A 20,912-nucleotide genomic window follows, 5' to 3' on the forward strand; every position below is an offset into this window, starting at 1 on the left:
TGTTGTATACTAAAAATATTAATTAACTTAGACAAAGGAGATATATGTAAATGAGTGCATATGGAAATTTGCAAAAGATAAAAGATGGAAAACGAACTTATGCCATAACACCACATATTCCAGGTGGATTTATTCTTCCAGATAATTTAATAAAAATAGGAGAAGTAGCTAAAAAATACAAAGGTGTTTTAAAAATAACTTCTGGCCAAAGAATTTTAATTACAAATTTAAAACAAGAGGATTTACCTACAATATGGGAAGAATTAGGAATGGAACCAGCTGTAAAAGTACAAAATTCACTTAAAAATGTGGAAATGTGTCCAGCAAACTATTGCAAGCGTTCAAAATATCCAACTATTGGGATAGGTATGAAAATTAGCAAAAATTTTCATGGGATGGAACTTCCATGCAGAACGAAAATAGGTGTAGCAGGATGCAAAAACGCATGTACAAGTGTATATTCCAAAGATATAGGAGTAATTGTTGATTTAGATAGTACTTTTTTTATTACTGTTGGTGGTAGTGGGGGGTATTATCCAAGAAGTGCAGATATACTTACTAAAGGATTGTTAGAAAAGGATGCATTTAATTTAGTAAAAACTATACTTTTTTACTATAAAGACACAGCAAAAGCAGGTGAAAAATTAGGAGATTTCATAGATAGAATAAGTTTAGATACTTTTAGAGAAGAAATTCTTAATATAGCTAATTTAGAACTTAAATTATAATATTACTATAATTAAAGAGTTATAGCGTTTTTTATAACTCTTTAATTATATAATTACCTTTTTACACCCAAAATAGCTATTCTAGCATTGTCGTACTCATAACTACATGTTGATAAAGTTAATATTTGATCTTTTGAAGTCACAATATTCCTGCTATACATAGATTTACTTAAGATTTTATTTATAAAGTTATTAAAATCATTTTCGTTTGTAAAATTTACCTTATTATATCCAAAATCAGCATCATACACGCCGATAGCAAATATTTCATAGGTATATGTAGTATTGTCTGTTTTAAGTGTGATGATTTTATTATTTCTAAAAAAATCTTTATCTTTAAATTTTTCCATTTGACCAAACATAGTTGAATTTTTCATATGATGGCCATAAATAACAGAGTTAGAATCTGTTTCAAGATTATTTCTATAGTCTAAAAATATAGATCCTGAAGGTAAGTAGTTTTTATTAAAATCATGGTTTAGATAAAAATCATTGTCACTTCCTTGGACAACAGGATAATCAATATTTGTACCCTCCACACTAATCCAAAGTTTATAATCTGAATTTATGGATGATAAGTTTTTCTTAGCTTCAGTCATATCTTTTGAATTTTCTTTTGTATTTCTAAGTTGAGAATAAACATCATCAGCTTTTTTATAATCTTTTAGAGTAGTATAAATCTTATAACCAGATATACAAATTACTACTATACATATGAATGTTAATATATTAAGAAATAATTTTTTCACTAAATATACCTCCTTTAATATATAATTTTATACAATGTTTTACTAAAAATAAACACAATTTAATTAAAACATAAGAATATATGTAATTATTAATTAAAACAATAATAAACTTAAAGTGAGTGATTATTTATATTAATACAAAGGAGTACAAAATGAATAATAGTAGTGAGTTAAATAATAATGAAAATTCTTACACAATGATAAAAATTGTAGCGTTACTAATTGGATTACAGGTAAGTAGAATAGCACTAAAGCAAAGTGCATTTTTATTTTTATCTTATAACAAATTTAACGATGTATTAATATCTATGATTGTAATGTTTTTACTTACGTTATTTGTAATATATAAATCTAAAAAAGAAAAAGTTTCTTTAGATATTTTCTCTTATATGAAAAATAAAGAATCAAAAATTTATTATGTTATTGTTACTGGGGCTGTATTACTTTTAATTTTTACATCTCCTTCTTTTTTGACAAAAACATCAATAGAAAGTATTATCCCCTTACTTTATACTGCTATAATGACACCTATATATGAGGAATTACTATTTAGATCTTACATATGGAATGTTTTGAAACAAGATAATGAGGATGAAGTAAAAGCCTATTTTTTGACTACAGTTCTATTCTCTATTTATCATATTGGTTATATAGATACAATTATTATGACAAGTGGATTTAATCAGATGGCATTAATGATTTTAATTAAATGTTCACTAATGCTAAGCTATGGATTCTTTATAGGATTTTTTAGATATAAAATAAAAAACTCATACTCTTGTATATTAGTCCATAGTTTTATAAATATATTTAGTAGATAAAAATATTTGTAATTTATGGATTGTAATTAGTAATTAAGTACTATAATTAAAATAAGAAAATTAGTTGCTATGCAGGGGAGGTCAAGATGAAAAATATTTTTAGAGAGCTTAATGTAAAAGAAGATTTTTCTGAAGAGGAAGTCAAGGAATCTTATTTCAATTTGATGAAAAAATATTATGATGAATTAAGTATAGATGATTCAGTTTTGTTCCTTGCACAAAGAAGAATAGATAGAGTAGACAAAGCTTTTGAAATGATTTCAGCCATAAAGGAATTTGATTATTTAGAAGATAAGTATGATGTTTTATATACTATGTGTGAAGAATATAAAAAGAAAAAAAATTACAAAAAGGCTTTATTAATATCAAATGAGCTTATTGATTTTATACCAATATTTCCAGATAGTTACTTATTAAAAGCTGATATATTAGCAGAAATAAATGAACATGAGGAAGCAATAAAATATTTTGAAATTGCTGAAGATATGGAAGAGGAAATTAAAGAGGATCAATATATACAATATCTTAAGTCGCAAAGTCAGATAGAAGCTAAAAAGTATGAGGATGCAATAGGCACTTTAAAAAAAATTACAAAATTATATGGAGATAATCCATTTTTCTTTTTTGATATTGCATCTTGCTATGAAGAATTAGGAGATGAAAAGATGTATAAATATTATTGTGCTAAGAGGGATAACTATTGGAAGGATCATTAAAATCATTAAGAGGGTGTAAGCCCTCTTTAATTATGTTAAGAAATAAATTTGTATTTATGATATTATTAATAATAAATGACAAATTTAGGGGGACAAATATGAAATATAAATTATGCTTATTTGACTTTGATTACACTTTAGCAGATACAACCAAGCCCATAGTAGAATGTTTTAGGCATACTTTCGAAACGATGAATATAGATGGCTTTGATAGAGAAAAAGCTATTAAAACTATAGGTATGACATTGGATAATGCCTTTCCAGAACTAACAGGAATAAAGGATGAAAAAAAGGTTCAAGAACTTGTATCAATTTATAGAGTTAAATCAGATGAGATTACAATTCAAAATACTGTTTTATTTGAAGATACTGTTGAAACGCTACAAACCCTTAAGAAAAATGGAATAAAGGTGGGAATAGTATCTAGTAGAATGGGAGCTAGAATAGATAAAATATTAGAACACTTAAATTGTAGAAAATATGTTGATTACATAATAGGTTATGAAAATGTAACAACTCATAAACCAAATCCAGAAGGATTAATGAAAGCATTAGATTACTTCAATTGTAAAAAAGAAGATGTATTATATGTTGGAGATAGTTATATAGATGCTAAGGCAGCAGAAAATGGACAAATAGATTTTGTTGGAGTTACTACTGGGACTACATCACAAAATGACTTTAAAGAATATAATAATATTAAGATAGTAAATAATATATCATCTATACTAGATGTTATATAGAAGATATTATTTATTACTTTAACATTTATTTAAAAATGGGGGATACTTATGAAAGATAAATTTGTAATTACTATTGGTAGAGAATATGGTAGTGGTGGTGGAGAAATAGGAAGAAGATTAGCTGCATACTTTGATATACCATGCTATGATAAAGAATTACTAACTATGGTTGCAAAAGAAAGTGGATATTGTAAGGAATATTTTGAGAAATATGATGAAAAGCCATTAAAAGTTTTGAGCTACTTTGGATATGACTACGGCTCAAATAATCTACCTATTAATCACCAATTATTTTTAAAACAATTTAATTTGATACAAAAACTTGCTAGTGAAAAATCTTGCATATTCGTAGGAAGAGCATCAAATTATGCATTAAAAGAGTTTGATAATGTATTTAATATATTCATTCATGGAGAATTTGAGTTTAGGAGAAAAAGAGCTATAATTGAACATAATGTAAAGGAAGAAATAAGTGCTTCTGTTGTAAAAAAAATAGACAAAGAAAGAGCATCTTATTATAAGTACTATACAGATTCTTACTGGGGAGATGCAAAGAACTATCATTTATGTTTAGATACTAGCTTTATGGGAATAGATGAGGCAACAAGGATGATAATAAACTTTGTAGAAAAAAGATACAAATAATCAATTAGTATATAAAAAACTAATTAAAAAGCTGGATGTATTATTATATGTCCAGCTTTTTAATTACTGTAAATATGTAATTTAAGCATTTACAGAATCTAATATATTAGTTTTACATAATTCTTTTGGAGTTGAAAAATGAATATCACACATAGACTTACATTTTTCATGAGCTCCCCATAATGCTAAACCAAAATCAATTTGTGCGTTTCTAGCACACTCTATATCAAAATAAGTATCACCTATAAATAATGCTTCTTCAGCTGGAATTTTTGACTGTTGAAGAATTTTTAAAAGTGAATCTGCACTTGGTTTTGGATGTTCAACTTCATCTATACAAACTACATAATCAAAATAATGATTAATATTGAAGTGCTTAACTGTTGTATCATATTCAAATCTAGTTTTAGAAGTGGCAATGGCAAGAATAACGTTATTTTTTCTTAAGTATTCTAAAGTATCTTCAATTTCATCAAATAATTTTATCTCTTCTTTATAGTCATCCACATACTTAATCCACTTACTATAACTAAATCCATTATCACTAATACCAAAATTTGAAAAGACTTCATCTCCAGGCATGCCAATAGCAAATTCTAAATCTTTTAAGTTTACTTTTATATTATGATGTTCATTTAAACATTTTTGTAATCCTTTTAGTACAGCAGATTCTGTATCTAATAATGTGCCATCAATATCAAAAACTATTAATTTATACATATATTACTCCTTTTAAACCCTATTTTGACAATTTTAATCTCAATAAAAATTATACATTATTTTACAATAAAACGTATAGTATAAATTTATTCAATAAACAGTGAAATATATCCTAAAAATTAAGATAGTGTAGTAGATTTCACTTTAGTTCCCTGTATGGATTGTGAAGATTTTATAGTAGATGAACTTGATGTTAAAATGCAAAGAGGATAATCGAACAGAGATAGTTTAAAATATGCCCTATCAATTTATGACTTTAATACAATGGCTTTATTAAAGACAAATTTCAATTCTAAAGGTACAAATAATATATTGAAAATTGCAATAATTAAAAATGTATCAAATAATGTCACTAAAGGTACATATAAAGAATAAAATATTGTAGAAGTATATTAAATAAGATAGTAATTAAAATATGGGAGGGGATAATAAAATGACTATGAAAGATGACTCAAAAAATAATAGTTGTGAGGAGCACAAAAAATGTGAAAAAATTTGTCCTTGTGGCTGTGAAAAAATATGCATATGCAAATGTGATAAACTATCTTATAACAATAATAATTGTTGCTATTTGCAACCAAAGGATATATGTATAGTACAAGTTAATGACCCAAAATTATTACAAATAATAACTGATAATCAAAATTTACATCTTACAGCTGTACCTCTTGAAATAAATACATCATCTTATAAAATTGAATCAAGTGTTATTCAAAGACCTAATGATACTTTAACAATAAATGAATTAGGCATTTATTCTATATATGTTTCTTTAAAATATAGTTTCAAGTTTAATGAAAATGCAAAAGAAGGGGATGTATTTAGAGTGGGTTTTAAGATAGATGGAAACAATGAAGAATTGTTTTCAATAGATAATACAATAATTGTACCAAGTATAGATGATGGAGAGAGTAACGAAATAAGCAACACAATTCAAGGTACTAAACTACAGATTGTGCAAGAAAACTTACCTTATAAAGTTAATGTTTCTTTAAAGGAATTTGGATTTAATTTAACGGTTTTGAATCAAATAATAATTTCAGATTTGACTATAATTATTGAGAAAAAAATTTAAATAAGAAAATAAACCGATAATAATTTATTGAATTTTATCGGTTTATTTTTTATCTAAAATGTAGACGAGGGTTCATCATAAGAACACCCAATATAACAATTAAAATCCCTGCATATTTATATAATTTCTCATTGAATGACTTACACATTCTAGATGAAAAATAAGCAAATGATAACATAATAGGAAGTGTTCCTAATGAAAAAACAAACATAGACGAAGCGCCCATAATAAAGCTGCCACTAGATAGAGCATATAATTGCATAGTTTGTAGGGGACCACAAGGTAAAAATCCACTTAGATAGCCAACTATAAATGGATTTTTATGATTATTTACGCAAGTACTTTTTTTGAAAAATATGGGTATCTTAATATTATTTAATATTTTGATTCCAATCATATGAAGTCCAGAAATTATCATAAAAACACCAGCAATTATTTTTATAAAGTTTTGAATTTGAATAGTGGCAGAAAAAATTGAACCAAGAGCACCAACAATTCCTCCAATGATAGTATAAGAGATTACACGTCCACTATTGTAAAGTAAAGCAGTTTTAAAAGATGATTTTTTATCCTTGATATTTTCGGCTTTATTTATGGTTTGTGTAAGTAAAATACCTCCACACATTCCAACACAATGAAATGATGTAAAAAAACCAAGTACAAATAACATTATAAAAGAAGTTTCAACACTTGTGAAAGAAGCACTTGATCCTGTTAAAGGATTATTTCCCAGGAAAAACATAGATATTATCACAATACTTAAAGCCAAAACTTTTATTAACATATTATTACTTGAGGAAAAGCCAGAGTTTTTAATAGCTAATTTAATTTTATCATCATTGCATAAGGCATTTTCATAAGTGACTATGACCATAGAGTTATTATGGTCAGCGTCTATATTTACAATGCCTTGTAGTTTATTAATTTCTTCCTCAACTGCCACTTCGCAAGAGTGACATTTCATTCCATAGACATGAAAGAATTTAGTAATTTTACTCATAATATTACCTCAATTTTAAAATAAGTTTATATTATGTATATTATATTCTATAATTATGAAAAAATAATGAAGAATAGTAATACTTGAGTTAAAAATTCATAAAAAATATATAATTATATGATATTGTAAAATTATAAGGAAATTTTAGGAGGATTTATGTTTAATATATTATTAGTTGATGATGAAAAAAAAATAACAGAAGTTGTAAAGGCTTACCTAGATAAAGAAGGATATAATACTTTAGTAGCCCATGATGGTAACGAAGCATTAAATTTATTTAATAACAATGAATTGGATTTAATAATTTTAGATAGAATGTTACCAGATATAAGTGGTGAAGAAATTTGTGAAAAAATAAGAGAAACATCTTTAGTACATATAATAATGCTAACGGCGAAAACTGAAGATGAAGATAAAATAGATGGATTTAACTTGGGATGTGATGATTATGTTTGTAAGCCATTTAATGTGAAGGAACTAGTTTTGAGGGCTAAGGCAGCACTTAGAAAAATAAAAAAAGAAGAAATTATAAAAGTAAATGATGAAATAGAGATTAATACATTATCTCATGAAGTCAAAATAAGAGATAAGGATGTAAATCTGACAAATACAGAATATAAGTTATTATTATTATTTGTAAATAATCAAAAGAAAATTTTTACGAGAGAAGAATTATTAGAGCTAGTAACAGATGATTATTATGAAAAGTTTGATAGGATAATAGATGCTCATATTAAAAATTTAAGACAAAAAATAGAAAAAGACACTAAAAAACCAAAAATAATACAAACAGTTTATGGAGTGGGGTATAAATTTGGAATTTAACAAGAGGAAACTAAACCTTAATAAAAAGTTAATATTTTATTTAGCTATGGTAATGATAGGTATCATTTTAATAATGGCTGTAAGCATTAACTTTTCAGTGGAAAACAAAATTATATATTATTCTTCAAATATGATGGAGTTGTCTAAATCATCTTTAGCTAAAAATAGGAAATTATTTTTACAAGATATTACTAACTTAATTATAGGAATATCTTTGCTTATGATTATAGTTTCAATATCAATTTCTATTTTTATATCTCAAAAAATTTCAAAGCCTATAATTGTTGTGTCAAAAATGACAGATTTTATCAAAAGAGGAGGATATGACCAAACACTAGAATATGAAAGTTCTATTGTAGAAATAGATGACTTAATAAATTCTATTAATGAGTTATCTAGAGAATTATATAAAATGGAGGAGATGAGAAAAAAATTAACATCAGATATTTCTCATGAACTTAAAACTCCTCTAACAAGTATACAAACACATTTAGAGGCAATGATTGATGGAATATGGGAACCATCACAAGAAAGATTAAACAGTGTAAATGAAGAAGTAATTAGGCTTAATCATTTAGTAAATCAGTTGAAAAATCTTACTAAATATGATAGTGAAAAAAACAAGCTGGAAATAAGTGAAGTTGATTTAAAACAATTAATTAAAAATATTATATATAATAATCAAAGTTTTGCATTTGAAAAGAATATAAAAATAGAGTATGAATTGGAAGAACTTACAGCGAAAGTAGATAAAGAAAAAATAACTCAAGTTATAGTTAATTTAATATCTAATGCTGTAAGGTATACAAATTGTAATTGTAAAATAGAAGGAAAGATTATTATTAAATTATATAAAGCAGATGATTTTATTAAAATAGTTGTAAAAGATAATGGAATAGGAATACCAGAGGAAAGTTTGGATTATATATTTGAAAGATTTTATAGAGTAGATAAATCAAGATGTAGAAATACAGGTGGAACAGGAATAGGACTTACCATATGCAAATCTATAATTGATTTACATAAAGGAAAAATAGAAGTTAGAAGCAAAGTAAATGAAGGCAGTGAGTTTATAATTACTCTTCCTTCTTAAAGATTTTTATCTTCATAAAATATTCATAAAGTTATTATAGGATGTTATTGTAGCAAGATAATAATACTAAAAATAACTTATGAAAGGAGAACAGTCATGGATAATAAAATAAATGTTTATGATATAAAAATAAGTGGAATGACATGTGCATCTTGTGCAAAAGCAGTGGAAAGAGCAGTTAAAAAACTAGACTCAAGTGTTGTAGCTAGCGTTAATATGGCAACAGAAAAGTTGAGTATATCTTATGATAAAGAGAAAGTAAAAAATGAAGATATAGAAAGTGCTATAGAGAAAGTTGGTTTTACAGTAGTAAAAGAAGAAAAAGATAAAGAAGTAATAATACCAATAGGTGGAATGACGTGTGCATCCTGTGTAAAAGCAGTGGAAAGGGCAGTTAAAAAAATAGATGGGGTAAAAAATGTTCAGGTTAATTTAGCGACAGAAAAAGCAACAATAAGTTATATACCAAGCAAAGTAAAATTATATGAAATAAAAGATGTTATAGAAAAAGCTGGATTTAAAGTTTTGGAGATGGAAAAGAAAGTATCAGTTGATGATGATAAATTAAGAAAAGAAAAAGAAATGAAAACTTTGTTTAATAAATTTGTAATATCAGCTATATTTGCAGTTCCATTATTTTATATAGCAATGGGACACATGATACCAGCACCAATTGGCCCCTTACCCCTACCTAAAATAATAGACCCTAATATAAATCCATTAAACTTTGCACTTACTCAATTGTTTTTAACTATACCCATAGTTATAGCAGGAAATAAGTTTTTCTCAAAAGGAGTTAAATCTATGATTGCCAAAGCACCAACTATGGATTCATTAATAACTATAGGATCAAGTGCAGCTCTTATATATAGTTTATATTCACTATATTTAGTATATAGTGGTGACAAAATGGCCGTACATCATATGTACTTTGAAAGTGCAGGTGTAATAATTACTCTTGTATTACTTGGAAAATATTTTGAAACTCGTGCTAAAGGAAAAACAGGTGAAGCTATTAAAAAGCTAATGGGACTAAGCCCTAAAACGGCTATAATAGTTAAAAGTGATAAAGAAATAGAAATACCAATAGAAGAAGTTGAAGTTGGAGATGTTATAGTAGTTAAACCAGGTTCTAAGATACCTGTAGATGGTACTGTTGTAGAAGGACATACTTCTGTAGATGAATCAATGTTAACAGGTGAAAGTATACCAGTAGAAAAAAATATTGGTAGTTCAGTAGTAGGCGCTAGTATAAATAAAAATGGAACTATAAGATTTAAAGCTGAAAAAGTAGGTAGTGATACAGCAATATCTCAAATAATAAAATTAGTAGAAGATGCTCAAGGTTCAAAAGCACCCATAGCAAAATTAGCTGATATAATTGCAGGTTATTTTGTTCCAGTAGTCGTAGTTATAGCTATAATTGCAGGACTTTCTTGGTTTATAGCAGGTAAAGGAGCAGTATTTTCACTAACAGTATTTATAGCAGTTTTAGTTATAGCTTGTCCATGTGCCCTAGGTCTTGCAACACCTACAGCTATAATGGTTGGAACAGGTAAAGGAGCAGAAAATGGTATTTTAATTAAAGGTGGTCAAGCTCTAGAAACTACTCATAAAATTAATACCATAGTATTTGATAAAACAGGTACAATTACTGAAGGTAAACCAGTAGTTACAAATATAATAACCCATGGAAATATTACAGAAGAAGAATTATTGAAAGTAGCAGCAAGTGCAGAAAAATCTTCAGAACATCCTTTAGGAGAAGCTATAGTTAGAGATTGTGAAGAGAAAAATCTTGAATTTTATAAACTAGATAAATTCATGGCAATACCAGGTCATGGTATTGAAGTTGTTATAAATGGAAGTGACATTTTACTTGGAAATGAAAAATTAATGAAAGATAAAAATATAGACCTTGAAGATTTAGAAGAAAAATCTGATAAGCTTGCAAGTGAAGGAAAGACACCTATGTACGTTGCAATTAACAATAAAATAGGTGGGGTAATAGCTGTTGCTGATATAGTTAAAGAAAACAGTGCAAAAGCTATTAAAAAGCTTCATGACATGGGAATAGAAGTGGCTATGATTACTGGAGATAATAAAAAGACAGCTCAGGCAATTGCTTCTCAAGTTGGAATAGATAGAGTTTTAGCAGAAGTTTTACCAAAAGATAAATCTAGTGAAGTTAAAAAACTTCAACAAGAAGGTAAATTTGTTGCCATGGTTGGTGATGGAATAAATGATGCACCAGCTTTAGCCCAAGCAGATATTGGAATAGCCATAGGAAGTGGTACGGACGTGGCTATGGAATCTGCAGATATTGTTTTAATGAGAAGTGATTTGTTAGATGTACCAACTGCCATAAGACTTAGTAAAAGTACAATGACGAATATAAAAGAAAACTTATTCTGGGCATTTGGATATAACATAATAGGTATACCAGTAGCAGCTGGAATTTTATATTTATTTGGTGGTCCCCTTTTAAGTCCAGTAATAGCAGCTCTTGCTATGGCATTCAGTTCAACATCAGTCTTATTAAATGCATTAAGATTAAAAAGGTTTAAAGTAGAAAAATAAATTAAAAAGGCTAATCTAAAAATAGATTAGCCTTTTTAATTTAGTAAAGAGGAGGAAGAAATCTAGTAGTTGTAGTAAATGAAAACAAAGAAATTCGTTTTACAGTGCTACCCCATTTATAATCATAAGTATTAGAAATGTCTTTTTGAATATCCTTTATCACCCAATCCAAACCAAAATCATTATCATAACTTGCCACAACGTAGAAATAATTTTGTTTTTCATTGCTCTGGTATAGTTGTAATCCTAGATAGTATTCACCATATTTATTTAATAAGTAATTATTTAGATTACAAGAAAATTCTTTATAAGATTTTTCAAGTCCTAAATCAACAATAATTTCATTAACATTATATAAAATATCAACATAATCCAATGCTTTAACCTCCAATATATGATTATTAAATATTTGTATTACATTTTATGGCGAGGGATGATATTGGTTACCATATTTTTTATAATGGTGTAAAATAAATATATAATATTTCAAAATATATTAAATGAAAGAGGAGAAGATTATGAGCATAAAGATGGTACATCATGTTTGTATTCAAACAGAAAACTACAAAGAGTCATTAAACTTTTATAAAAATATTTTAGGATTTGAAGTAATAAATGAAACAAAGAATTTTCATGGAAGAGATTATAACACATGGCTAAAATTACAAAACTTTATGATAGAATTACAAACACCTAAAAGTAATAATAAATTCAACAAGTGGAGTAATTTAAATTCAGGACCAGTGCATATGGGATTTATAGTAGAGAGTGTTGAAGAGGAATATAATAGAATAAAGAATTTAGGATATACAGATTTTAAAGTTAAAAATGGAGAAATAGTATATAAAGTAAAAGGTGAAAGTTTATTTAAAATAAAAGCTCCAGAGGGAACAGAAATAGAAATAAGAGATACAGACATAAAATAGAAACTAATGATTTAACAATTTAATACTTGACCATGTCAAACAATATTGATATACTTGACAGTATCAAATATTAAAGGAGTGATTTTATGAATAAACTAGATGTATTTATAAAAGAATTGTGTGGAGTATTTAGCAATGAAAATCAAATAAAGGAAGAAATGAAATTAGGGCAGTTAAAACATCCCAAGGCAAAGCATATTAATGGAATTTGTAATAACAAAATAATTAATTTACCAAGGGATTTTAAGGGATATTTTGTTATAGAAGAAAGCTATTATGAGCAAGGCAACCATAAGAATATTCTTCCTCATTTATTTTTATTTACATTAAATGAAGATAATAACATAGTTTTAACTTCATATGATATTCCACATGACATTCCTAAAGTAGATTTTAGAAATGATAATAAAAATTTAACTATGGATTATAAAGAACTTAATGCTTCATCAAAATTTAATCCTATGATGTACACAGAAAATAATGGATCATATGAAGGTAAAAGTATAAGTGATTTTACTGAAGAGATTGAATTCACTCTAGAAGAAAAAATTGAAAATAATAAAATGTATGTAAGTGAAGTATTTAGAAAAAATGGGAAAATAACTTTTGGTTTTATTGATCCTATAATTTATGGAAAAATAAATTAAAATAAGAAAAGAGGAGTGTATTTGACGTATAGAATGCTAGGAAAATACTTATCAGATTTAAATAGAGATTTTATTAAACATTCAGAATTAAAATTATCTGAATACAGATTAACTCTCAATATGTGGCGTTGTATGATGATAATAGAAAATAATAAAAGTTGCAATTTAAAAGATATAGCCCTGTCACTGAATGTGGACAATGCCATTATTACTAGAAATATAAAAAAGCTGGAAGATTTGAATTATGTAGTAAAAGTTAAGAGATTAAATGACAATAGGTTTTTTGACTTATGCCTTACAGATGAGGGTATATCAATTCTTAAATTAATTAACGAATATCAAGAAAAATGGTATGAAAAAGTAATAAAAAATTTTAATAAAGAAGAATCAGATACTTTAATCAATTTACTAAATAAGCTTTGTAGTAATATTTAAATTTTAAGTATAATAAATAAAAAGTAGATAGTGTTAAACTATCTACTTTTTATTTATATAATTTTAGAAAATAATTTATGCATGTTTAAATGTAGAACAATTTGTTTCAGTATAGATGTTAACATTTGCTCCATCTACATTAATATTTTCGGCAGTGCAAGCTAGGTTTCTATTGTATACACAAGTTTGAACTGTACAAACTAGAGAGTCACATTCTCCACTAGTGTTTGTATTATTAGTTAAAGTAGAATAATTTTTTTCATCAAGGAAGTTTCCGCAACAAGTGTTACATGAATCTTTTGCTTTACCACCCTTAATATTAACTATATTTGAATAACAAACACTAGATTTATTATGAGAACAATTAGTTACATTGCAATTAATTTTCGTCATTTCAAAACCTCCTATTTAGAAAAGTATCTATCTAATAAACCTTTAAAAGCTCTACCATGTCGAGCTTCGTCTTTACACATTTCATGAACAGTATCATGAATAGCATCTAGATTAGCTTTTTTAGCAGCTGTAGCTAATTCTTTTTTGCCTGAACAAGCACCAAACTCAGCTTCAACTCTAGCAGATAGATTTTGCTTAGTGCTAGGATAAACAACTTCACCTAAAATTTCAGCAAATTTAGAAGCATGTTCAGCCTCTTCCCAAGCTATTCTTTTGTAAGCTTCTGCAACTTCGGGATAGCCTTCTCTATCAGCTTGTCTGCTCATAGCGATGTACATTCCCACTTCTGTACATTCACCCATAAAATTAGCTCTTAAACCCTCAATTATTTCAGGATCTATATCTTTTGCTATACCTATTCTATGCTCGTCTGCCCATACCATTTCTTCTTTTGCTTCTATGAACTTGTCAGCTCCAACTTTACAAATTGGGCAAATTTCAGGAGGAACATCTCCTTCATGTATATATCCACAAACAGTACAAATAAATTTTTTCATTCATTACACTCCTTTGTTTATTTATGTAACAATTTTATTATTTTCATAAATGAATAAAGATATGCATTTGGAAAATTAAAATACTATAAACAAATAATAAATATATTAATTGATGATAAGTATTATTTATAAATTTCTATATTATAAAAAACTGTTTTTTTATTACCGTAATTTTTATAAGAGGGGTTTAAGCTACCATCAAATTTTAATGAATGATCTTTTTCTAATATAAAAGTCTTATCTTCAATAGTAAGTTCTAAGGAACCCTCTGTAACCATCACTATTTCTTTTATGCGTTGCAGATATATGTTTACAGTTTACATCTAATTCTATAATAAATACATCCATTCCACTTTTGGAATCAAAAGGGAAAATAGGAAAAAGTCTCATATGAGTATTTTCTTCTTGAACTACTTCAACATATTCTTTTTTTGCAAGGACTAATTCTCCAGAATTATCGTCTAAAAGAGAAGTGAAGTTAACTTTAAGACCAGAAGAAATTTTCCATAAAGTAGAAATAGTAGGACTTGATTCTCATCTTTCCACTTGACCTAACATGGGTTTACTAACACCAGTTAATTTAGAGGTTTCATCTAAGCTTAGTCCTAAATCATTTCGTATTTTTCTTAAATTTTGCCCGACTTTTGGGATTTGTGTCATCATAAATTCATCTCCATAGAAAAATATATTTATAGATAAAAACTATAAAAGTATAGGAATTATTTAATATTTCAATACACAAAAGATTTTTATTACAAATATTTCCATAAAACTTGTGATAAAATGAATTTGTAGAAATTTAACGAAATAGGGGGATTAGAAATGAAAAAGAAATTTTGGGCTATATTTATGTCTATGGCTATGATGTTATCCTTAGTTGCTTGTAATAGTGGAGAAAAAGATAAAAGTGATTCAAAGGATAAATCACAAATAATGTTTATAGGTTCTTCAACTTTAGCTCCAGTTATGTCAAAAATATCATTAGAATTTATTGAGTCTTATGGAACTTGGAATAAGGTAAATAAAGACTTTTCAGAAGATAATATAGAAATATACGTATCAGCAGGTGGTTCAGGTCAAGGTGTACAAGCTGTAATTGATAAGACAGCAAACTTTGGTATGGTTGCAAGAAAAGTAAAAGACGAAGAAAAAGAAAAAATAGAAAATGAGAAAGAGTATCAAGCAGGTATAGACGCATTAACAATAGCTGTTAATCCTAAAAATCCTATATTAAAAGTAAAAGATAATTTAACATCAGAAGAGATTGCAAAAATATTTTCGGGAGAATATAAAACTTGGAAAGATGTAGATTCATCTTTACCAGATAAAGAAATAGTTGTAGTAACTAGAGACATTGGTGGAGGAGCCCATGAAGTATTCCAAAAAGCTATAATGGGAGAAAAAGAAGTAAAAGCTGATGCTATACAAGCCGCTTCTATGGGTGCTTTAGTATCTAAAGTAATAGAAAATGAATATGCTATAGGATATGCTTCATATGGTGTTGCAAACCAAAATGATGGTAAAATATCTAAATTAAAAGTTGATGGTGTAGAAGCTAATGCAAAAAATATATTAAGTGGTGATTACAAAATACAAAGACCTTTATTAATATTAGGAAGTGGAGATCCAACTGCTGAACAACAAGCATTTATAGACTATGTTTTAGGGACAGAAGGACAAGCTATGGTAGAAGAATTAGGATTTATTCCAATGAATAAATAAAAAATATAAATATTTTCTAAAAAGAGCTTATTATTTTGTATTTAAGCTCTTTTTTAGTTGAAATTTATTACAATTAAATTAACGATAAATAATTAAGAAGGTGATTTATTGAAGTATATAAAAGACAGTTTTATTAAATATGTTTTGTTTTTAACCGTCATATTGTTTTTATTAATAGTAGTATCTTTGTTTGCATGTGTAACAATAGAAAGCATTCCTTTCTTTAAAGAAATCGGAATTAATGGATTTATTATTTCGGGAGGATGGAATCCTTTAAAATCAGAAGCTAGCTATTCTTTGTTGCCGATGATTTTAGCAACACTATATGTTTCATTTTTAGCTGTATTTATAGCTCTTCCAATAGGACTAGGATGTGCTATTTTCTTAAACTTTTATAATAAAAAGGGAATTTCAAAGACTATACTAGCATGCATAGATTTATTAGCGGGTATTCCATCTGTTATATTTGGCTTTATTGGTTTGGTAATAATAGTGAAATATTTTGAAATATTTTTTAATATGACATCAGGAGAATGTGTATTAGCTGCAGGAATATTGCTAGCAATTATGCTATTGCCATATATAATATCAAATTGTAGTGAATCCATAGATGAAGCTAAAAATAAATTTGAAATAGAGTCTTTATCTTTGGGAGTATCTAAAGAATATACTATAAAAAAAGTTATACTTCCATCAATAAAAAACAGTATTTATTCAGCTATAATGATGTCTTTTGGAAGAGCTATGGGAGAAACTATGGCCGTGATGATGGTAATGGGAAACTCTCCAATATTGCCTAGATTATTTTCTAGAGGAGAGACTATACCTTCATTGACAGCACTGGAAATGGGAACCGTGCAGTATGGTAGTTTACATTCATCTGCCTTATACGCAGCGAATGTGGTTTTAATATTTTTACTTATAATAATTTTTGCCATAGCAAAATACTTAAAAATTAAGAGCAGAATGGAGTAAATTATGAAAAAAAGAGATTACTTATTAAAGTTATGGATTTTTATATCTGGAATGCTAGTTATAAGTATTACTTTAGGCATTTTTATTTATATATTATGTAAAGGTTTTAATGTAATATCTGTTGATTTTATACTAAATAGTCCAAAAGGATCACCTCTTGGAACAGAGGGAGGAATTTTTCCAGCAATTGTTGGAAGTCTACTTATGGGGTTATTATCAGGAATAATTGGAGGTTTTTTAGGTATTTCAATTTCTATATATTTAGTATTTTACTGTACTTCCATTAAGTTCAAAAACATAATATTGTCATTTCTTTATGGATTGTCAGGTGTACCATCTATTGTATTGGGGTTGGTTGGTTATACAATTTTAATATGTAAGTTTGGAATGGAAAGAGGATTATTATGTGCTTCAATAACACTTGCTGTTATGATAATACCGTTCATATCCATAAGAATAATAAAATTATTAATGGATGGTGGAGAAGACATAATGAAGTCTTCACTATGTCTTGGAGTATCTAAGTCATATACTTTATTTAGAATTATTCTTCCAAATATTATGATAAATATATTAACATGTATAACACTAGGAATGGCTTATGCTATGGGAGCAACAGCGCCTATTATGTATACAGGAGCAGTTATATATTCTGGTTTGCCAAGTGAAATTAATTCACCTGTAATGGCTCTTCCATATCATTTATATATTTTAGTCAATGAAGGATTATCTTTGGAAAATGCTTATGGAACAGCTTTTGTATTAATGGTACTGTTACTTATAATAAATGGCTTATGTAGGCTAATAGGAATATGGAGAGAAGGTGCATCATGGAAAAGAATGTTTTAAATGTAGAAAATTTGAATGTATTTTTTGGAAAAAAAAGAATATTAAATGATATTAACTTTAATATAAAAGAAAAACAAATAACTGTTATACTAGGACAATCAGGATGTGGAAAGTCCACGTTGTTAAAATCTTTTAATAGAATTATTGAAGAAGAAGGAGGAAAAATAGAAGGAAATATTATAATTGACGGAATAAATTTTAATAATATACCCTTACAAACGTTAAGAACTCAAATTGGGTTAGTTTTTCAAAATCCTACAATTTTTCCTTTTTCTATAGAAAAAAACCTTACATATGCTTTAAAATATCACAATAATTATGATAATAAAGAAATAGAAAAAAGAAAAATAGAGTTACTTAAACAAACTAAGTTGTATGATGAAGTAAAAGATAACCTTCATATGTTTGCAGGCAAATTATCAGGTGGTCAAAAGCAACGATTATCAATTGCAAGATGTTTAAGTGTGAAGCCAAAAATATTATTACTAGATGAGCCTTGTTCTGCTTTAGATGTTAAAAATACCATGTTTATTGAAGAAATGTTAAAGGAGTTAAAGTATAAATATACTATAATAATAGTTACACATAATCTAGCTCAAGCCAAAAGAATAGGTGATAATATTATTTTTATGGATAATGGAGAAATTATTGAAATAGGTAAGTCAGAAGAGTTTTTTAATTCTCCCAAAGAAGATTTGAGCAAAGAATATATTCAATATATGGCAACGTAAAATATAAAATTTGGGGGTGATGTGATGATCAAGATTGATATACCGGGAAGAGAAAGTTTAGAATTGGAAAATCTAGTTTTTGATTTTAATGGAACCATAGCTGTAGATGGAAGAATTTTAGAAAATATTAAAAATAAATTAAGTCAATTATCAAGGAAAATAAATATATATGTTATTACAGCGGATACATATGGCGTTGCACAAGAAGAATGTGAAAAAGCAAACTTAAAAGTAATAACAGTGCCAACAGGATGTGTAGGAAAACACAAAAGCGATTTAGTAAAAAAGTTAGGAGGAGATGTTACTGGAGCAGTTGGAAATGGTTTTAATGATATAGATATGTTCAAAGAAGCTAGACTTTCTATTGCGGTTATTGAGGGAGAAGGTACCTGCAGTAAACTAATTATGAATAGTGATATAGTAACAAGGAGTATAGAAGAAGCATTAAATTTATTTTTAGTTCCAAATCATATTAAAGCAGATTTGCGATGGTAAGTAATATAGTATAATATATAATTAATGATATCCTGCAATATATTTTTGAGTCACTTTGTATTTAGGGGGCAATATGATTGAGATTAAGGAAAAAGAAATCTTCTAGCAATAATTTTATTTTATTTCTATATGTTATGTTTACAATTTTATTTGTAGTTGTATGGATATATGAATTGTTTATATCAAAACAGTATGCCACAGGTATAGTATTAACCTTTTGGCAAATTGCTTTTACAATAGCATATTTGTTTTTTGTAAAAGAATAATGAAAATAAAAAGTATTGCAGGATATGGTGTTATTTTAAGGGAGGGGAAATTATGATAGAAGAAAGAATTAAATTTAATGAAAAAGAACTTAAACCTATGAGTGGTTGGCTAGGTTTACTTATTGGATTAATTTTAATGTTGATTTTTCCAGTGGCAATTTACTTTACTATAATTAAGGATATAGCATTTCCAACAATAATAGGAATTATATGCTTAATAGCTGGTATCTTTATGCTTTGTGGATTAAAGATATTAAATCCTAATGAGGCAATAGTTTTGGTGCTATTTGGTAACTATTATGGAACAATTTCAAAAGAAGGTTTTTATTTTGTAAATCCATTTTGTAGTGCTATAAACCCAACATATGAATCAGCAGCACTAAGAATGGCTAAGGGAAAAGAAGATGAAAATAAGTCTGAAGCTGCAATAGCATCTACAACAAAAAAAGTATCTCTTAAGACCCTAACATTAAATAATGGAATACAAAAAGTAAATGATGAAATGGGAAACCCTATAATGATAGGGGTAGTAGTAATTTGGAAAGTTATAAATCCTACAAAAGCAGTATTTAATGTGGATAATTATAAAACATATTTATCAATTCAATGTGATACAGCACTTAGAAATGTGGCAAGACTTTATCCTTATGATGTTAATGACGCTTCAGAGGAAAAAACACTTAGAGGATCTTCTCAAGAAGTTGCAGATAAATTAAAAGAAGAATTGCAGTCGAGAGTTCATGTGGCAGGTCTTGAAGTGTGTGAAGTTAGAATAACTCATTTAGCTTATGCTCCAGAAATAGCAGCTGCCATGCTTCAACGTCAACAAGCTGAGGCGATTATTGCTGCACGTAAAAAGATTGTTGAAGGTGCTGTTGGAATGGTAGAAATGGCTCTTAATTCTTTAAATGAAAATGAAATTGTAAAACTAGATGATGAGAAAAAAGCAGCAATGGTAAGTAATTTATTAGTAGTACTTTGTGGAAACAAAGATGCTCAGCCTGTTGTGAATAGTGGAAATATTAATTAATATATACAGCTAGATAGTAATAAGACTATCTAGCTTTTTATGTATTACAAACCATAAAAATATTTTAGTATTAACTTATATATAATTTGTAAGTATGAAAAATAAGTTTTAGTTAAATCTTAAAAAATCAACATATAAAAAAGTAATATTGTAATAAAACACCTTTTTAAAACTTATAATATAATGTAAAA

The 20,912-nt window shown here is 27.2% G+C and carries 27 protein-coding genes; 19 read left to right on the forward strand and 8 right to left on the reverse strand.

Annotation, left to right across the window (positions count from 1 at the left end; all coding sequences use genetic code 11):
* Nucleotides 1-50 precede the first annotated feature (50 nt).
* Nucleotides 51-728 (forward strand): nitrite/sulfite reductase domain-containing protein, encoded by a 678-nt coding sequence (locus JW646_RS13340; protein WP_148556133.1) that lies wholly within the window; start codon nucleotides 51-53, stop codon nucleotides 726-728.
* A 53-nt stretch (nucleotides 729-781) separates the two neighbouring features.
* On the opposite strand, the gene srtB is transcribed toward JW646_RS13340, so the two are convergent.
* Nucleotides 782-1,477: a class B sortase gene (gene srtB / locus JW646_RS13345; protein ID WP_187359172.1), complete on the reverse strand. Its 696-nt coding sequence runs from the start codon at nucleotides 1,475-1,477 to the stop codon at nucleotides 782-784.
* A 152-nt stretch (nucleotides 1,478-1,629) separates the two neighbouring features.
* Between srtB and JW646_RS13350 the strand changes: the two genes are divergently transcribed.
* The 4 genes from JW646_RS13350 (at nucleotide 1,630) to JW646_RS13365 (ending at nucleotide 4,402) form a co-directional block, all read left to right on the forward strand.
* A complete protein-coding gene (locus JW646_RS13350; RefSeq protein ID WP_228415424.1) occupies nucleotides 1,630-2,298 on the forward strand; it encodes a CPBP family intramembrane glutamic endopeptidase in 669 nt (222 codons plus the stop codon).
* Nucleotides 2,299-2,384: 86 nt separating this feature from the next.
* Nucleotides 2,385-3,014: a tetratricopeptide repeat protein gene (locus JW646_RS13355; RefSeq protein WP_074914917.1), complete on the forward strand. Its 630-nt coding sequence runs from the start codon at nucleotides 2,385-2,387 to the stop codon at nucleotides 3,012-3,014.
* Nucleotides 3,015-3,112: 98 nt separating this feature from the next.
* Entirely contained in the window at nucleotides 3,113-3,757 is a 645-nt protein-coding gene (locus JW646_RS13360; RefSeq protein WP_074918969.1) for an HAD family hydrolase, read from the forward strand.
* A gap of 48 nt (nucleotides 3,758-3,805) precedes the next feature.
* A complete protein-coding gene (locus JW646_RS13365; RefSeq protein WP_074914919.1) occupies nucleotides 3,806-4,402 on the forward strand; it encodes a cytidylate kinase-like family protein in 597 nt (198 codons plus the stop codon).
* An 81-nt stretch (nucleotides 4,403-4,483) separates the two neighbouring features.
* Here the strand turns inward: JW646_RS13365 and JW646_RS13370 are convergent, their stop codons facing one another.
* Complete coding sequence (locus JW646_RS13370; protein WP_228415425.1) at nucleotides 4,484-5,122, reverse strand: HAD family hydrolase; 639 nt, start codon at nucleotides 5,120-5,122, stop codon at nucleotides 4,484-4,486.
* Between the two features lie 433 nt (nucleotides 5,123-5,555).
* Here JW646_RS13370 and JW646_RS13375 point away from each other — a divergent pair, with 433 nt between their 5' ends.
* Nucleotides 5,556-6,197 carry a hypothetical protein gene (locus JW646_RS13375; RefSeq protein WP_074914924.1) on the forward strand — a complete coding sequence of 214 codons (642 nt, stop codon included), beginning with the start codon at nucleotides 5,556-5,558 and terminating at the stop codon, nucleotides 6,195-6,197.
* Nucleotides 6,198-6,246: 49 nt separating this feature from the next.
* On the opposite strand, the gene JW646_RS13380 is transcribed toward JW646_RS13375, so the two are convergent.
* The gene (locus tag JW646_RS13380; RefSeq protein ID WP_148556139.1) at nucleotides 6,247-7,197 is read right to left on the reverse strand and encodes an urease accessory protein UreH domain-containing protein; all 951 of its coding nucleotides are present in this window, start codon (nucleotides 7,195-7,197) and stop codon (nucleotides 6,247-6,249) included.
* 156 nt (nucleotides 7,198-7,353) lie between these two features.
* On the opposite strand from JW646_RS13380, the gene JW646_RS13385 reads away from it, so the two are divergent.
* From JW646_RS13385 to JW646_RS13395, 3 genes are all read left to right on the forward strand, one after another.
* Complete coding sequence (locus tag JW646_RS13385) at nucleotides 7,354-8,022, forward strand: response regulator transcription factor (protein ID WP_148556140.1); 669 nt, start codon at nucleotides 7,354-7,356, stop codon at nucleotides 8,020-8,022.
* The gene (locus JW646_RS13390) at nucleotides 8,012-9,115 is read left to right on the forward strand and encodes a sensor histidine kinase (protein ID WP_228415426.1); all 1,104 of its coding nucleotides are present in this window, start codon (nucleotides 8,012-8,014) and stop codon (nucleotides 9,113-9,115) included. Before JW646_RS13385 ends, JW646_RS13390 begins: the two co-directional genes overlap by 11 nt.
* Before the next feature lie 96 nt (nucleotides 9,116-9,211).
* Nucleotides 9,212-11,695 carry a heavy metal translocating P-type ATPase gene (locus tag JW646_RS13395; RefSeq protein ID WP_228415427.1) on the forward strand — a complete coding sequence of 828 codons (2,484 nt, stop codon included), beginning with the start codon at nucleotides 9,212-9,214 and terminating at the stop codon, nucleotides 11,693-11,695.
* Nucleotides 11,696-11,735: 40 nt separating this feature from the next.
* Here the strand turns inward: JW646_RS13395 and JW646_RS13400 are convergent, their stop codons facing one another.
* A complete protein-coding gene (locus tag JW646_RS13400) occupies nucleotides 11,736-12,071 on the reverse strand; it encodes a hypothetical protein (RefSeq protein ID WP_074914935.1) in 336 nt (111 codons plus the stop codon).
* 142 nt (nucleotides 12,072-12,213) lie between these two features.
* On the opposite strand from JW646_RS13400, the gene JW646_RS13405 reads away from it, so the two are divergent.
* The 3 genes from JW646_RS13405 (at nucleotide 12,214) to JW646_RS13415 (ending at nucleotide 13,703) form a co-directional block, all read left to right on the forward strand.
* Nucleotides 12,214-12,621, forward strand: coding sequence for a VOC family protein (locus JW646_RS13405; protein WP_228415428.1), 408 nt, complete (start codon nucleotides 12,214-12,216; stop codon nucleotides 12,619-12,621).
* 86 nt (nucleotides 12,622-12,707) lie between these two features.
* Nucleotides 12,708-13,268: a hypothetical protein gene (locus tag JW646_RS13410; protein WP_228415429.1), complete on the forward strand. Its 561-nt coding sequence runs from the start codon at nucleotides 12,708-12,710 to the stop codon at nucleotides 13,266-13,268.
* 21 nt (nucleotides 13,269-13,289) lie between these two features.
* A complete protein-coding gene (locus tag JW646_RS13415; RefSeq protein WP_074914941.1) occupies nucleotides 13,290-13,703 on the forward strand; it encodes a MarR family winged helix-turn-helix transcriptional regulator in 414 nt (137 codons plus the stop codon).
* A 75-nt stretch (nucleotides 13,704-13,778) separates the two neighbouring features.
* On the opposite strand, the gene JW646_RS13420 is transcribed toward JW646_RS13415, so the two are convergent.
* The 4 genes from JW646_RS13420 to JW646_RS13435 form a co-directional block, all read right to left on the reverse strand.
* Nucleotides 13,779-14,096, reverse strand: a complete 318-nt coding sequence (locus tag JW646_RS13420; RefSeq protein WP_074914943.1) for a DUF1540 domain-containing protein — start codon at nucleotides 14,094-14,096, stop codon at nucleotides 13,779-13,781.
* Nucleotides 14,097-14,107: 11 nt separating this feature from the next.
* The gene (locus JW646_RS13425; protein WP_228415430.1) at nucleotides 14,108-14,653 is read right to left on the reverse strand and encodes an NADH peroxidase; all 546 of its coding nucleotides are present in this window, start codon (nucleotides 14,651-14,653) and stop codon (nucleotides 14,108-14,110) included.
* Nucleotides 14,654-14,775: 122 nt separating this feature from the next.
* Nucleotides 14,776-14,934 (reverse strand): cupin domain-containing protein, encoded by a 159-nt coding sequence (locus tag JW646_RS13430; protein WP_228415431.1) that lies wholly within the window; start codon nucleotides 14,932-14,934, stop codon nucleotides 14,776-14,778.
* Between the two features lie 253 nt (nucleotides 14,935-15,187).
* Nucleotides 15,188-15,316, reverse strand: coding sequence for a helix-turn-helix domain-containing protein (locus JW646_RS13435; RefSeq protein ID WP_228415432.1), 129 nt, complete (start codon nucleotides 15,314-15,316; stop codon nucleotides 15,188-15,190).
* Nucleotides 15,317-15,475: 159 nt separating this feature from the next.
* On the opposite strand from JW646_RS13435, the gene JW646_RS13440 reads away from it, so the two are divergent.
* From JW646_RS13440 to JW646_RS13470, 7 genes are all read left to right on the forward strand, one after another.
* Nucleotides 15,476-16,375: a phosphate ABC transporter substrate-binding protein gene (locus tag JW646_RS13440; RefSeq protein WP_074914945.1), complete on the forward strand. Its 900-nt coding sequence runs from the start codon at nucleotides 15,476-15,478 to the stop codon at nucleotides 16,373-16,375.
* A 108-nt stretch (nucleotides 16,376-16,483) separates the two neighbouring features.
* Nucleotides 16,484-17,350 carry a phosphate ABC transporter permease subunit PstC gene (gene pstC, locus JW646_RS13445; protein ID WP_228415433.1) on the forward strand — a complete coding sequence of 289 codons (867 nt, stop codon included), beginning with the start codon at nucleotides 16,484-16,486 and terminating at the stop codon, nucleotides 17,348-17,350.
* 3 nt (nucleotides 17,351-17,353) lie between these two features.
* Nucleotides 17,354-18,199 (forward strand): PstA family ABC transporter permease, encoded by an 846-nt coding sequence (locus JW646_RS13450; RefSeq protein WP_074914949.1) that lies wholly within the window; start codon nucleotides 17,354-17,356, stop codon nucleotides 18,197-18,199.
* Nucleotides 18,181-18,930 (forward strand): phosphate ABC transporter ATP-binding protein, encoded by a 750-nt coding sequence (locus tag JW646_RS13455; RefSeq protein ID WP_074914951.1) that lies wholly within the window; start codon nucleotides 18,181-18,183, stop codon nucleotides 18,928-18,930. The genes JW646_RS13450 and JW646_RS13455 overlap by 19 nt, the downstream gene beginning before the upstream one ends.
* 24 nt (nucleotides 18,931-18,954) lie before the next feature.
* Nucleotides 18,955-19,425 (forward strand): HAD family hydrolase, encoded by a 471-nt coding sequence (locus JW646_RS13460; protein WP_228415434.1) that lies wholly within the window; start codon nucleotides 18,955-18,957, stop codon nucleotides 19,423-19,425.
* A gap of 77 nt (nucleotides 19,426-19,502) precedes the next feature.
* Nucleotides 19,503-19,691: a hypothetical protein gene (locus JW646_RS13465; protein WP_074914956.1), complete on the forward strand. Its 189-nt coding sequence runs from the start codon at nucleotides 19,503-19,505 to the stop codon at nucleotides 19,689-19,691.
* A gap of 52 nt (nucleotides 19,692-19,743) precedes the next feature.
* Entirely contained in the window at nucleotides 19,744-20,721 is a 978-nt protein-coding gene (locus JW646_RS13470) for an SPFH domain-containing protein (protein ID WP_148556149.1), read from the forward strand.
* Nucleotides 20,722-20,912: the final 191 nt, after the last annotated feature.

It is taken from the genome of Terrisporobacter hibernicus, from assembly GCF_020809405.1.
Lineage (GTDB): Bacteria > Bacillota > Clostridia > Peptostreptococcales > Peptostreptococcaceae > Terrisporobacter > Terrisporobacter petrolearius.